At 64.5% G+C, this 12,730-nt stretch carries 11 protein-coding genes; 9 read left to right on the forward strand and 2 right to left on the reverse strand.

The window, feature by feature from the left end:
* Nucleotides 1-181 precede the first annotated feature (181 nt).
* Entirely contained in the window at nucleotides 182-1,573 is a 1,392-nt protein-coding gene (locus L0U80_RS10200; protein WP_233863848.1) for a sigma-54 dependent transcriptional regulator, read from the reverse strand.
* Nucleotides 1,574-2,118: 545 nt separating this feature from the next.
* Here L0U80_RS10200 and L0U80_RS10205 point away from each other — a divergent pair.
* The 9 genes from L0U80_RS10205 (at nucleotide 2,119) to L0U80_RS10245 (ending at nucleotide 10,980) form a co-directional block, all read left to right on the forward strand.
* Nucleotides 2,119-2,637 carry a hypothetical protein gene (locus L0U80_RS10205; RefSeq protein WP_233863849.1) on the forward strand — a complete coding sequence of 173 codons (519 nt, stop codon included), beginning with the start codon at nucleotides 2,119-2,121 and terminating at the stop codon, nucleotides 2,635-2,637.
* A gap of 71 nt (nucleotides 2,638-2,708) precedes the next feature.
* Nucleotides 2,709-3,200 carry a FapA family amyloid fibril periplasmic chaperone gene (locus tag L0U80_RS10210; protein ID WP_267954678.1) on the forward strand — a complete coding sequence of 164 codons (492 nt, stop codon included), beginning with the start codon at nucleotides 2,709-2,711 and terminating at the stop codon, nucleotides 3,198-3,200.
* Complete coding sequence (locus tag L0U80_RS10215) at nucleotides 3,197-3,820, forward strand: FapB/FapC family functional amyloid domain-containing protein (protein ID WP_233863851.1); 624 nt, start codon at nucleotides 3,197-3,199, stop codon at nucleotides 3,818-3,820. The genes L0U80_RS10210 and L0U80_RS10215 overlap by 4 nt, the downstream gene beginning before the upstream one ends.
* 28 nt (nucleotides 3,821-3,848) lie before the next feature.
* Nucleotides 3,849-5,258: a FapB/FapC family functional amyloid domain-containing protein gene (locus tag L0U80_RS10220; RefSeq protein ID WP_233863852.1), complete on the forward strand. Its 1,410-nt coding sequence runs from the start codon at nucleotides 3,849-3,851 to the stop codon at nucleotides 5,256-5,258.
* Between the two features lie 218 nt (nucleotides 5,259-5,476).
* Entirely contained in the window at nucleotides 5,477-6,202 is a 726-nt protein-coding gene (locus L0U80_RS10225) for a C39 family peptidase (protein WP_233863854.1), read from the forward strand.
* Between the two features lie 15 nt (nucleotides 6,203-6,217).
* The gene (locus L0U80_RS10230) at nucleotides 6,218-7,237 is read left to right on the forward strand and encodes a peptidase C39 (protein WP_233863855.1); all 1,020 of its coding nucleotides are present in this window, start codon (nucleotides 6,218-6,220) and stop codon (nucleotides 7,235-7,237) included.
* Nucleotides 7,238-7,363: 126 nt separating this feature from the next.
* A complete protein-coding gene (locus L0U80_RS10235; protein WP_233863857.1) occupies nucleotides 7,364-8,839 on the forward strand; it encodes a coiled-coil domain-containing protein in 1,476 nt (491 codons plus the stop codon).
* A 47-nt stretch (nucleotides 8,840-8,886) separates the two neighbouring features.
* Entirely contained in the window at nucleotides 8,887-10,398 is a 1,512-nt protein-coding gene (locus L0U80_RS10240) for a sigma 54-interacting transcriptional regulator (RefSeq protein ID WP_505879289.1), read from the forward strand.
* Nucleotides 10,399-10,479: 81 nt separating this feature from the next.
* The gene (locus L0U80_RS10245) at nucleotides 10,480-10,980 is read left to right on the forward strand and encodes a dihydrofolate reductase (protein WP_233863861.1); all 501 of its coding nucleotides are present in this window, start codon (nucleotides 10,480-10,482) and stop codon (nucleotides 10,978-10,980) included.
* Nucleotides 10,981-11,065: 85 nt separating this feature from the next.
* On the opposite strand, the gene pmbA is transcribed toward L0U80_RS10245, so the two are convergent.
* Complete coding sequence (gene pmbA / locus L0U80_RS10250) at nucleotides 11,066-12,436, reverse strand: metalloprotease PmbA (RefSeq protein WP_233863862.1); 1,371 nt, start codon at nucleotides 12,434-12,436, stop codon at nucleotides 11,066-11,068.
* Between the last annotated feature and the right edge of the window lie 294 nt (nucleotides 12,437-12,730).

The following is a 12,730-nucleotide window of genomic DNA, read 5'->3' on the forward strand; positions in this document are numbered from 1 at the left end:
GCGGCACCCGGTTCGGATCGAGAAACCGGGATTTTAACAAGCGCGGCGCCGGAGCCGGGAAAACCCACCGGGCACGAGGGTAGCGTCCGAAGCGTCGCGTGCGGAAAACGCGAGCTGAAGACATGTGGCGCGCCCTGCCGACCTGCCAGGGCCCAAATCAGACCATGGACGTGCCGGGAATTTACGCCCCGCCTCCCGAGGCCAGCCCGCCCGGATGCGGTGTGAGGTTTTCACTTTCCATGTGACGCATGCCGTGCGCGCACAGCAACCGGTAAAGCGTCACGCGCGAAATCCCGAGTTCGTGCGCCGCGTCGCCGAGGCGCCCGCGATGACGCAGGAGCGCAAGTTCGATCGCCTGGCGCTCAGCGGCTTCGCGCGCCTGCGCGAGCGACACCGGCATCACCTCGACGTAGTCTCCGAGTTCGAGATCGCTCGCCGTGATCGCGCGCCCCTCCGACATCACGATCGCGCGCCGCACACGGTTGATGAGCTCGCGCACGTTGCCCGGCCAGCTGTAGTTGTGCAGCGCGGCGATCGCGTCGGGCGAGAAGCCGCGCAGGCGCCGGCAGCCGTCCTTGCGAAAACGTTCGAGCATGTGCCGCGCGAGCAGCTCGATGTCCTTGCCGCGCGCGCGCAGCGGCGGCTCGTCGATCTGCAGCACGCACAGGCGGTGATACAGATCCTGACGAAAACGCCCTTCGACCATCGCGGCACGCATGTCGACGTGCGTCGCCGAGATGATGCGCACGTCCACGGGCATCGACTGATGGCCGCCGAGACGCTCGATCTTGCCTTCCTGGAGGAAGCGCAGCAGGCTCGCCTGGCTTTCCATCGGCAGGTCGCCGATTTCGTCGAGGAAGAGCGTGCCGCCGTTGGCCGCCTCGACGCGTCCGATCTTGCGCTGGCTCGCGCCCGTGAAGGCGCCGCGCTCGTAGCCGAACAGCTCCGACTGCAACAGATGCGGCGGAATCGCGCCGCAGTTGATCGGCACGAACGGCGCGTTACGCCGCGACGAGCGCTCGTGAATGGCGACGGCCGTGAGTTCCTTGCCGGTGCCCGACTCACCCGAGATGAACACCGGGGCGTCGGTCATGGCGACCTTGCGGATCGAGCGGAAGAGCGCGAGCATCGCCTCGCACGAGCCAACCATCTCGCCTTCCGTTCCGCCGGTCGTGTCGTTCGAAGCCGGTTCGCCGAGCGAGACCATGCCATATGCGTGGCCAACCGAGTCGACGATACGCTCGCCGCTCCATGGGACCGTTACGTAATCGAAACAGTAATCGCGCACAAGGCGGCGCAGCGTTGCGTCCTGAAGCTGTCCCGAGGTCGTCGCTGCCACCCAGCCGACGTTAGGCAACGTGAGGCATGGCTCGAACGCGCCGATCTCTGGCAGATGGAAATGACTGGAAACGTCGAGAAGGCCACCCGCCGGAAGACCCGCGCGCAGCACCCTGCGCGCGTCGCGCGCGTTGCTGACGACTTCCACTTGCCAGCCACGCTCGTGGAACCGCTCGTTCAGCTCTTCGCTCGGGCTGCGCGTCACGTATATTAGTTGCCGTGTTGCGGGTTCCATTATTCAGATCCTCTCGCCACTACATCGTTAAAAATGCCGGCACGCACCTGAATGTCCAGACACCCAGCATAAAGCGCCAATTCGCTTCTGAAATAGAAGCGAACGGACATGCTTTTGCTGACGATGAAACCCCGAGTCTCGGTGTGGGTGTCGCGGGCCCATACGGGCACTTTTTACTTATCTGCTTTAGAGCGTTTCCTGAAGCTTACTCTATATGCGGAATTGTTGGACGGTTTTTACACCTGCCACCGCCCAAACGGGCCAGATGAAAAGGTTTTCAAGGCGAATATTACCGAACGTTGTCAGAAGGGAAATTAATCGAATGTTTCACTCTCCGATTACCTTCGCATTAAGACTCCGCTTAACGACTGGTTACCTGTGCGCAATGCGCATAGTCCTTTAATTAGTTACGCGTTTCAGCACTGAAACATTTTAGACAAAATCGGCCATTCAAAAACCAGCTGAAAACGCACACATCAGGTGCATCAATGGATTGCGGCGCATGGCACATGTTTCGCTAAATCTCCTGCACGAGGAGATAAGCCATGCGATTCAATCCCTTCATCGTCAGGCGCCATGCATCAGGCGGCACTGTGGCCCTCGCGGCCGCCGCGCTGCTCGGGCTTGCGAGCGCGGTTCACGCGCAGTCGCTGGTAGCAGCAGTCGATGCGCCGGTCGCCGCGACGTCCGCCAGCGTGAACGCTGATGTCATTCCTGCAACGCGCGACGCCATTGTTGCACCGTCCATCGTTCCCGCGACGCTCGAAGTACGCGCCCCGCAGACGGACAGCGCCGACACGGACAACGGGCCAGTGGCCGCCGACCCTACGCCGCCCGGCGACGACAGCGTGCTGGTCGGTGCTCGCGCATTGGACGATCAGACGTTGTCGCGCCAGCGCGGCGGCGCAGTCGGCATGTTGATGGTCGCCGCCACGCCGCAGCTGATGCACGGCGGCAACAACGTCACCCTGTGGGATGAGATTGCCCCGCCCGCCCCGCTGCCGATTCCGGTCGACAGCTCGCAGGCCGCACAAGGAAACATCGCCAGTTATACGAGAAAGTAAACCGGGCCGCTCGCGCGGCGCGGCGTCCGGCGTGACGTGAGCCGTCCACGCCGGACTCGCAGGGGACTGACATGACGGCATGCAACACGACGCCGGCCCACAGCCGGCGTTCAGCAAGGGTCGCCGCAATCGTTTGCGGATGCCTTGCAGCCGGGATTTCGGCTGTATCGACGGCGCAGCAGGTCGTGAATCCGGGCGACATCATCGTCGAACGCGACATCACCCCGCGCAGCGCCTTCGCTGCCGTCCCGAAGAGCCAGGACCCCGTCGTGGTTCGCGCGACGACTTTCCCGGCCAACAGCTTCGATCCGACGATGGCGGCCGTCGTCTCCGACACCGAACTCACCAACGCACACGGCTCCGCCGGCGTCGCGCCCAACGGCACGACCGGCGCCAACGCGGCCGGCATGCAGGCCCTCTCGTCGATCCTGACCGGAAGAGACACCGGCTCCAACGTGGCGTTGGGCGCAAGCGGCCAAGGCGGAGGCATCGGCGGCATGATCTCGTCCACCATGGCCGGCGCGCTGGCGCCGCTCTCGGCGGCGCTCGGAGCCGCGAAATGAACGCGTCCCCGCTTCTCTCCTGCTGGCTGCAGCGGGTGGTGCTCGCCACCGCCGCGCTCGTCGTCTGCGCGGGCACGGCACAGGCACAGGCTGTCGTCGGCGCGAATGCGGAGATCGGGGCCGGCGTGGCAAACGGCACGCTCGGCGTGGTCGCCGTCAACGAAGCGGCGGGCCTCAACAACGCACAAGCCAACCAGTTGACGGTCACGAGCGGCGGCTCCGGCATGGTCAACGGCACCAGCAGCGAGCAGAGCGCAAGCGCGCGGGCGCACCTCACTAACGCAAGCGCGAGCATCGGCGAAGGTGCCTTTGCCAACGCGTCGGGCGTAGTCATGGTCAACCAGGCTGCGGGCATCGGGAATTCCCAGAGCAACAGTGCCCGCATCGGCACTGCGGTAATTGGTGTTGAAACCGTCTCAGATGGGGACTTGTCTGCGGCGGCTGCGACAAACGGCGGTCCGGGTCGATCGCCCGAGGCAAGAGGCATTCGTGAGGCCAGTATCGGCAGTGCGGCATTCAGGAATGCTACGGGTCTCGTGCAGGTGAACCAGACCGTCGGAGCCGGTAATGCTACGGCGAATAGTTTCGTGCTCCGTCCCCCGGCGGGCACTCTTTTCTAACTGACCAATCAAGTATCGGAGCGACATCATGAAGCGCACTCTAATTGCCGCCGCGGTTCTCGCGGTCTCGTCGGGCAGCGTCTTCGCCCACGCATTGAAGGACCCGTTCATCTTCAACTCGACCGTCGTCAACGAAAACGTCGGCATCTGGGGAGGTGTCCTGCTGTTTGGCTGCGTCAACGTATCGAACACCACCGGCGCAGTCGTCAACAATTCGCAAACAGTCAACCTCGACGGCGTCACGCTGAGGCCGAACGATCCGACCGGTGCATACCTGACCGGCCACACAACCACCTACACCTACGATACAAAGCATTCAGTCGACGCCGGCGGAACGGCGTCCGGTTCGGTCACGACGACAAGCTTCCACGCGTCGGGCGGCGCACAAGGCTTCCAGGAATCGTCGCACTATTCCTACGCGAACCAGAAGTCGAGCGTCGCCGGCGGCGGCTACGAATATAGCCAGCAACACGCGTCCGTCGGCGGTTATTTCTACGACGTGAACCAGAGCCAGGGCGGCCATATTTCAGCGGGTGGCCATGCCGGCGGCTCGTATAGCTACAACAACTACGGCAACAAGTATTTCGGCGGCGGTTCAGCCCATGTCCAGGGCGGCTTCTCGGCCGGCTATAACGAGTCCAGCTGGGCGAAGGGCTCGGGCATCGGCGGCAGCTTCGGGGCCTCGGAAGGTTCGGGCCAGGGCGTGGTATGGGGCTTCTCGAGCAACGAGGGCTCGGGCCACCAGTCGTTCGGCGAGCAGTCGAGCTGGTATTCGGTCGGCGGGTCGATTGACTCGCACACCTTCCAGGCCAACTGGAACGTGAAGTCGCATGACAACACGACCAACGAAACGACGGTCGGGGCGGTCACGACGCACTACAACGGCGTTCCGACCGGCTCGCTCGATGCGAACATCGGCGGCACCGCTTCGGCGCCGACAACGGGCATTTCGGGTAATGTCGGCATCAACATCACGGAGGGCGTCGACAATGCGCAAAGCAACGACGCGTCGCTCGCCATGATCGATGCAGGCAACGTATTCGGCAATGCCCAGATCTTCAACAACCAGTCGACTTCTGGCAACGCGAAGATCAAGAACTTCAACATCAACGCGTCCGTCGGCAGCAACGCGCTTGCCAACGCAAGCGGCAACGTCGGCGTGAACGTCGCGGCAGGTGTGGGCAATGCTCAGAACAATAGCCTTGCCGTATCGAGCAGCACCGAGAAGTCGGCGCCGAGCAGCGCTGCCATGGTCGCCACCGACGAAAGCAGCCAGTCGGCGGGCATGGACTTCACCGGGAAGTTCAGCGGTACCGCCTCGATGGCCGCGAACGCGCTGGCCGGCGCAAGCGGCAATATCGGCGTGAACATCGCTGGTGGCGCGGGCAACGTGCAGCACAACGGCCTCGCGATCGCCGCGGTGACCGTATCGAAGTAGCCCGAAGTAACCCGAAGTAACCGATTGAGCGCAGTACCCGTGCCGGCTGCCATTGCAGCGGCCGGTACGGTTTCGGCAGACCTGAATGGGTAAAGCGGGAACTGGATGGGACCGGAGTGAGGGCTGACGCCCTGCCCCCGGTCCACGTGGGATGAAGCCGCGACTCCAGTCGACACCCGCTATCGAACCCGTGCAAGCCGGCCGGCAAGGAGACCATCATGTCCGGGCTCGTCCAGTTCCCGGTGCGGAAGGTTTGCGCAACGGCGCTTGCTGCCTGTGCGTCTGCCTGCGTGTTGTACGCGCCGGCCTACGCGCAGTCGACCATCGACGCGACGAATCTGATCGGCGTGCCCGTCAAGTTGCCGATTCGTTCGATGAAAGACCTGCGCTACCGCAGCGTAGTCACGCAGCAGTTCGACTACAGCTGCGGCGCGGCCGCGCTCGCGACCCTGCTCAAGTACGGCTATGACATCGACATTCCGGAAGTGGAACTGATCCGCCGCATGATGGCGTTCTCGACGCCGGAGGTGGTCCAGAAGAACGGCTTCTCGATGCTCGACATGAAGAAGTTCGTCGAAACGATCGGCCTGCGCGGACGCGGTTTCCGCGTCAACATCGATGCGCTCCATCACCTGCAGATTCCCGTGCTCGTTCTCATGAACATCGAGGGCTACGAGCACTTCGTCATCGTCAAGCATGCCGCAGACGGCCGGGTCTTCATCGCGGATCCGGCACTCGGCAACCGTATCGTCGCCGAAGACGATTTCTCGAAGTCGTGGAACGGCCTCGTCTTCGCCGTGCTAGGAAAACCATTCAGGGAGGATTCTCCTTTGCTGCAGAACAACGAGTCGCTCGCGCTCAAGCTGCGCGCCAATGCACTGGCAACCGGCACTGCGGCGACTCCTTTCGTCGATTACGGCCTCGAGCGGGCCGTCATGTTCTGATGTCCTGATCGAGCCATGAAACGCAGCCTCTCATACTGTGGCGTCACGGGAGCGCTCCTCGCGCTCGCCTGCAGCCATGCGAGCGACGCTTCAGCCGCCGGCAGCATCGAAGCCTCGACGTTGCCGACCTTCCTGAGCACCAGCAGCGCCGCGAAAGAGACCATCAAGTGCGAGCCCGTCGACGACGACGTGCTCTCCAGCCAGACCGGCAAGTACGCCGGCAGCAGCATGATTTCCGGGTTCGTTCTTAGCGTGCTTTCCAGGTGGGATATGCCCAATGGCGCTACGGCGATCGCCCAGGGCGCGATCTCGGTTTCGCAGAACCTCGCCAACCAGATCACCGCCCAGGTCGAGACCTACGCTCGCGTGACGGAGACCAGCCAGCACACCAACACGAACGATGGAGGCGCCGGTGCGCAGACGAGCGGCGCCGGCGCTAACGGCACCAATGGCGCTAATGGCACTAACGGCGCCAACGGCACCAGCACGAATACCAGCGCGAATACAAACACGAATACAAGCGGGACCGTAGCGAATAACAGTGGCGCTAGCACGAACACCAACGTCACCACCACGCGTAACAGCGGCGCCAACCCCGCCGCGCGAGTCACGGGCGGCCAGCAAGTAGCAGTCAACGGGGTATCGCAGATCACCCAGGTCGCGGGCAACAGCAACGTCGGCACGAACGCCGCGACTATCACCTACAGCAACAGCGCCCCGCAACTCCCGGGCATCCAGGGCGCGACCAGCCAGCCGTCCGCGTTCGCCGCAAACGGGAACGGCAGCGTTCAGGCGGGCATCACGTTCGCCAATAACAGCATCAACGTGTCGGTACAGACCCCCGCCGGCATCGCGACCCAGAGCATCGTGCCAGGCAACGCACAACAGGCAGGTGCGATCGCCCAGTTGCTCCAGATCGCCGGCAACAATCAGCAGGTAGCCAATCAGTTGGCATTGAGCCTGCACACACAGCAGATGAGCGCAGCCATGATCCGGCAGACCGGTGTGCTTCAGGCGCTGCGCAACGGCCACTGACAAGGAGGAGTAACGCGGGCACGAACCCCGCGAGCCGTACAGGAGGAACGAGAAACATCGCGGCATGCGGGCGCGGATACCGGAACAACAGGTTATGCGCCCACGTGCAAACCCGGGGGTACAAGAATGAACACAATGTCCAGGACTGGGGTGCCGCGAATGAGGCTCGCGGCCATACCCGCAGCTGCCATGCTGTTCGCGCTCGCGCAATCGGCCGGCGCTCAGGAGCTGAAGAACCAGTCGCTCGAGGACCGTTTGAACATGCTCATGCGAGTGGTTGACGAGCAGCAGAAGCAGATCCAGTCGCTCGAACGCCAGGTCACGAACCTGGAGATGGCGCAGCGCGGACGCGGCGCGCCAGGTGCGGGCGCGCCCAACGCTGCCTCCGACGCGGCCGTTGCCGAGCAGCCCGGCGACGACGGCCTGCCGGTACCCCTACCGCCGCTCGCGCAGGTGTTGCCCGGCGCGGCAGCGCCAGGTTCGCTCACGGGCACGGCAACCGGCGTACCGGTCAATCCTCCCTCACCCGATTCCGGGCCTACGACCGGCGCGACCGGCAGTTCCGCTTCGAGCGGCCCGCAACAGGGCGCGCCCGTTGGCGTGAATCCTGAGGTGGGTGAAACTCAGAAACAGGCGCAGCCGCAGCGCACCGAAGCCGAGCAGGCCGTCGTGCAGCGCGAGCATGCGCCGCTCTTCGACCGCAGGCTCACGCTGGACTGGGGCATCAGCGACACGTACTACGACCGGCGCCAGTTGCAGCTCTCGGGCTTCCTCGCGCTGGACGCGATTTTCCTTGGCAACATCAATCTGGGCCAGACGAAGTCGCACCAGGTCCAGGCCGACCTCGACACGCGTTACGGCCTCACCGACCGGATCAGCGTCGATGTCGATGTGCCGTACATCTACCGCCACAGCACCTTCATCGTCGGCGGCGCAGGCGGGGCGGCCGGTACGCTCTCCGATGCTTCGGTCAGTTCGCACGACATCGGCGACGTGAGCTTCGGCGTCTACTACCAGTTCCTGAAGGAAACCAACGACATACCCGACGTGGTCGGCAGTCTGCGCGTGAAAACGCCGACTGGCAGCTCGCCGTTCGGCATCAAGCTCGTGCAACTCGAGCCCGATAACACGAACCTCGTCGCGCCCAGCAAGCTACCCACGGGTACGGGTTTCTGGAACATCACGGCCGGTGTGTCCGTGTTGAAGACCTACGACCCGGTCGTGCTGTTCGGCAGTTTCTCGTACACGTACAACGTTGCGCGCTCGTTCGCCGACATTTCGTCCGTGGTCGGGCAGATCGAGCCCGCCGACGTGAAGCTCGGCGACATTTACCAGTTCGGCGGCGGCGTCGCGCTTGCGTTCTCCGATAAGGATTCCGCGAGCATTTCCTACACGATGGCGATCGCGCCGCAGTCGCAGACCAAGTCGCCGGGCGGCGGCTGGGTTGGCGTGCCGGGCAGCGAGACCACCGCCTCGACGCTCAACTTCGGACTGAATCACGTCGTCAACAAACACCTGACGATCAACGGCGCGGTTGCCGTCGGTCTCACGCCTGACGCGCCGAACTTTGTAGTCGGCGTGCGGTTCCCCTATACCTTCTGATGAATGCGAGAACGATCGTGCGCGAATCCTCTCACCTAGGCGCCACCGTGACGCCTCTCGCTGGCGCCGGTCAACGGCTTGCCATCACACCGCCGCTCGATCCGCCGGATGCCGTGAGCTCTTCGTGCGAGACAGACGGGTCCGTCACGCGGATCGCAGTGAGCCTCGCGCGCACGCTGCTTTACCTTGCCCGCACGCCCGACCCTGACCTGTCCGCCTACCTGAAGAGCCGCGGCTGGGAACTGGCGACGGCACGCACCGCCCACGAGGCGTCGCGGCTCGTGAAACCCGCGCCCGCGTGCGCGGGCCTCGTCGATCTGACTGGCTTCGCGCCGAGCGACTACGCGGGCCTCGAAGCGGTGCTGCGGCTGCAGCAGGTGGGCTGGATCGCGCTGACCGATTCCGCGCGGCTCGCCGACTCCGAAGTTCGCAGGCTGATCCGCCATTTCTGCTTCGACTACGTGCATTTGCCGGTCGCGAACGCGACGCTCGATTACCTCGTGAGCCACGCGTACGGTATGGTGTCGCTGTGTGAAGTCGACGAGAGCGCGGCCGCCGCAGCTGCGGGCCACGACGACGACGAAATGGTGGGCACCTGTGCGGCCATGCAACAGCTTTTCCGCACGATCCGCAAGGTGGCGAACACCGACGCCACCGTATTTATCTCAGGCGAATCGGGCACCGGCAAGGAGCTAACGGCACTCGCAATCCACGAACGCTCGGCGCGACGCAAGGCACCGTTCGTGCCGATCAACTGCGGTGCGATTCCACATCATCTTCTGCAATCCGAACTATTCGGCTACGAACGTGGTGCGTTCACGGGTGCGAACCAGCGCAAGATCGGGCGCGTGGAGGCGGCCAATGGCGGCACGCTGTTCCTCGATGAAATCGGCGACATGCCGGTGGAAAGCCAGGCAAGCCTGCTGCGCTTCCTGCAGGAAGGCAAGATCGAGCGCCTCGGCGGTCACGAACAGATTCCGGTCGATGTTCGAATAATCTCGGCGACACACGTCGATCTCGAAGCGGCCATGCGCGAAGGAAGCTTCCGCGCAGACCTCTTCCATCGTCTGTGCGTGCTGCGCGTCGATGAACCGCCGCTGCGCGAACGCGGCAAGGACATCGAGATCCTCGCGCATCACGTGCTGCACAAGTTCCAGATGGATAGCGCGCGCAAGATCCGCGGCTTTACGCCCGACGCGATCGAGGCAATGTACAACTACATCTGGCCGGGCAATGTTCGCGAGTTGATCAACCGCGTGCGGCGCGCGATCGTGATGGCCGAGAGCAAGCTGATCTCGGCCGCTGACCTCGACCTTGCGCAGTTCACCGCGCGAGAGACCGTGACGCTCGCGCAGGCGCGCGAGGCGGCGGAAAAGCGCGCGATCGAGGCAGCGCTCCTGCGCCACCGCCACCGCCTGAACGAAGCGGCCGCGGACCTCGGCATCTCGCGCGTGACGCTGTATCGACTGATGGGCACGCACGGACTGCGCGACGAAAAGACGATCTTCGGCGGCGAGGCCGAAAACCAGCCGGCACACCGTCCGGGCCACCACGAATGAGGTGAGGCGCCAAGCCGATGGTCGGACGCTTCGGCGGCGTCGGGTAGAATCGCACGGATGTTCTCCCACTCGACTCACTCGATGACGACGCTCACCCTGATCGTCGCGCGCGCCAGCAACGGCGTGATCGGCCGCGACAACGAACTGCCCTGGCGGCTGCCCGAAGACCTCGCCTTCTTCAAACGGACCACGATGGGTGCGCCGATCGTGATGGGCCGCAAGACGCACGAATCGATCGGGCGCGCGCTGCCCGGGCGCCGCAACATCGTCGTGACGCGCGACGGCTCGAAACGCTTCCCCGGCTGCGACACCGCGACGAGCCTCGAAGAGGCGCTTGCGATTGCGGCACAAGACCATGCGCCCGAGGCGTTTCTGATCGGCGGCGCACAGCTTTACGAGCAAGGGCTCGCGCTTGCGCACAAGCTCGTCGTCACCGAAATCGCCGCCGACTTCGAAGGCGACGCGACCTTCCCCGCGCCGGATCCGGCGCAGTGGCGCGAAACGTCGCGCGAGACGCTGCACGCCAACGCACCGAACGACTTCGATTTCGCTTTCGTGACTTACGAGCGACGCGACGACTAAGGCGCACTGAACACACGTTGCGCACCAAAGCAAAAACGGCACGCCGATGGCGTGCCGTTTGCATTCTCGACGACCGAAACGAGCGTTACTGCCCCGCCACCGTCATCCGTTCGATCAGCACCGAGCCCGTCTGCCGGGTACCGCGCGCGAGCGTATCGGCACCCACGGCGACGATGTGGTGAAACATCTCCTGCAGCGTCGAAGCCACGGTGATCTCTTCCACGGGGTACTGGATCTTCCCGTTCTCGACCCAGAAGCCCGACGCGCCGCGCGAATAGTCGCCCGTCACGAAGTTCACGCCCTGCCCCATGAGTTCGGTCAGCAAGAGGCCCGTGCCGAGCTTCCTCAGCATTTCCTCGAAATCGTCGCCGGGCTGCGTGAGCGCGCTCTTCAATTGCAGGTTGTGCGAGCCGCCGGCATTGCCGGTGGTCTGCATGCCGAGCTTGCGCGCCGAATACGACGACAGGAAATAGCCCTGCACGACGCCATCCTTCACGACCTCCCGGCGATGCGTGCGCACGCCCTCTTCGTCGAACGGCGCGCTGCCGGCCGCGCGCGGCACGTGCGGATCCTCGACGATCTGGATATGCGGCGCGAACACCGGCTTGCCGAGGCTATCGACGAGGAACGACGTCTTGCGATAGAGCGCGCCGCCGCTCGTCGCCTGCACGAACGCCCCGAGCAGCCCCGCCGCGAGCGGCGCCTCGAACAGCACCGGCACCTTGCGCGTGTCGAGACTGCGTGCGTTCAGGCGCGAAAGCGCGCGCTCGGCGGCGTAACGGCCCACCGCTTCTGGCGAAGCCAGTTCGCTTGCGGCCCGGCGCGACGTGTACCAGTCGTCGCGCTGCATGTTGCGGCCTTCGCCCGCGATCGGCGCGCACGAAACGTAGTGGCGCGAATACGGATAACCGTGCAGGAAGCCGCCCGTCGTGCCGAGCACGAACTGCGAGTGCTGCGCGGATACGCTCGCACCTTCCGAGTTCTTCACACGCGGATCGGTGGCGAATGCGGCGTCCTCGGCGCGTCGCGCGATCTCGACGGCTTCGTCTGCCGAGAGATTCCACGGGTGATAGAGATCGAGGTCGCGCGGCGACATTTCGAGCAGATCGTGCTCGGCGAGGCCTGCGCAGTCGTCGTCGGCGGTGAAGCGCGCGATGTTGTACGCGGCCGCAACGGTGTCCTTGAGCGCCTCGCGCGAGAAGTCCGAGGTGCTCGCATTACCGCGCTTGTTGCCGATATAGACGGTCACGCCGACCATCTTGTCGCGGTTGTGCTCGATGGTTTCGACTTCGCCGCGTCGCACGGACACGGACAATCCGTCGCCTTCGGAGATTTCGGTCGCCGCGTCACTTGCGCCGAGCGCCTTCGCGTGTCGGAGGATGTCCGACGCGATCTCCTTCAGTTCGTCCTGGGTATGCGGGAAAACGCGTTGCCGGGCTTCGATGTCTGCTGCCATTGTCGTTACGGTCCGGTTCTGGGCCCACAGGTGACGCGGGCCCGCTGGTGTCGTGTGTCGGATGATTCGGCGCCTTGGCGCATCCCGCGATCATAGCAAGGTATCCGACGCCTCACCGGACTCGGGTATCGGGGAAAACACCGCGCGGCGTCGGGCCGGGCCCGGCGGCCATGCGGTGCCGATGAAGCGTCCGATGAAGCGCCGGCACCGCGCACGCCCTGCACGGCCGCCGCGCCTTCCACGGCTGGCACTCGCGCCGGGCCTGGGTGCGCGCTTGCGCCTCCGGCTCGCCAG

The organism is Paraburkholderia adhaesiva (assembly GCF_021390575.1).
In the GTDB taxonomy this organism is placed as follows: Bacteria; Pseudomonadota; Gammaproteobacteria; order Burkholderiales; family Burkholderiaceae; genus Paraburkholderia; species Paraburkholderia adhaesiva.

Excerpts from the sequence above, each read along its gene's own strand:
- L0U80_RS10200 (WP_233863848.1), bottom strand. The coding sequence starts at position 1,573 with ATGGAACCCGCAACACGGCAACTAATATACGTGACGCGCAGCCCGAGC.
- L0U80_RS10205 (WP_233863849.1), top strand. The coding sequence starts at position 2,119 with ATGCGATTCAATCCCTTCATCGTCAGGCGCCATGCATCAGGCGGCACT.
- L0U80_RS10210 (WP_267954678.1), top strand. The coding sequence starts at position 2,709 with ATGACGGCATGCAACACGACGCCGGCCCACAGCCGGCGTTCAGCAAGG.
- L0U80_RS10215 (WP_233863851.1), top strand. The coding sequence starts at position 3,197 with ATGAACGCGTCCCCGCTTCTCTCCTGCTGGCTGCAGCGGGTGGTGCTC.
- L0U80_RS10220 (WP_233863852.1), top strand. The coding sequence starts at position 3,849 with ATGAAGCGCACTCTAATTGCCGCCGCGGTTCTCGCGGTCTCGTCGGGC.
- L0U80_RS10225 (WP_233863854.1), top strand. The coding sequence starts at position 5,477 with ATGTCCGGGCTCGTCCAGTTCCCGGTGCGGAAGGTTTGCGCAACGGCG.
- L0U80_RS10230 (WP_233863855.1), top strand. The coding sequence starts at position 6,218 with ATGAAACGCAGCCTCTCATACTGTGGCGTCACGGGAGCGCTCCTCGCG.
- L0U80_RS10235 (WP_233863857.1), top strand. The coding sequence starts at position 7,364 with ATGAACACAATGTCCAGGACTGGGGTGCCGCGAATGAGGCTCGCGGCC.
- L0U80_RS10245 (WP_233863861.1), top strand. The coding sequence starts at position 10,480 with ATGACGACGCTCACCCTGATCGTCGCGCGCGCCAGCAACGGCGTGATC.
- pmbA (WP_233863862.1), bottom strand. The coding sequence starts at position 12,436 with ATGGCAGCAGACATCGAAGCCCGGCAACGCGTTTTCCCGCATACCCAG.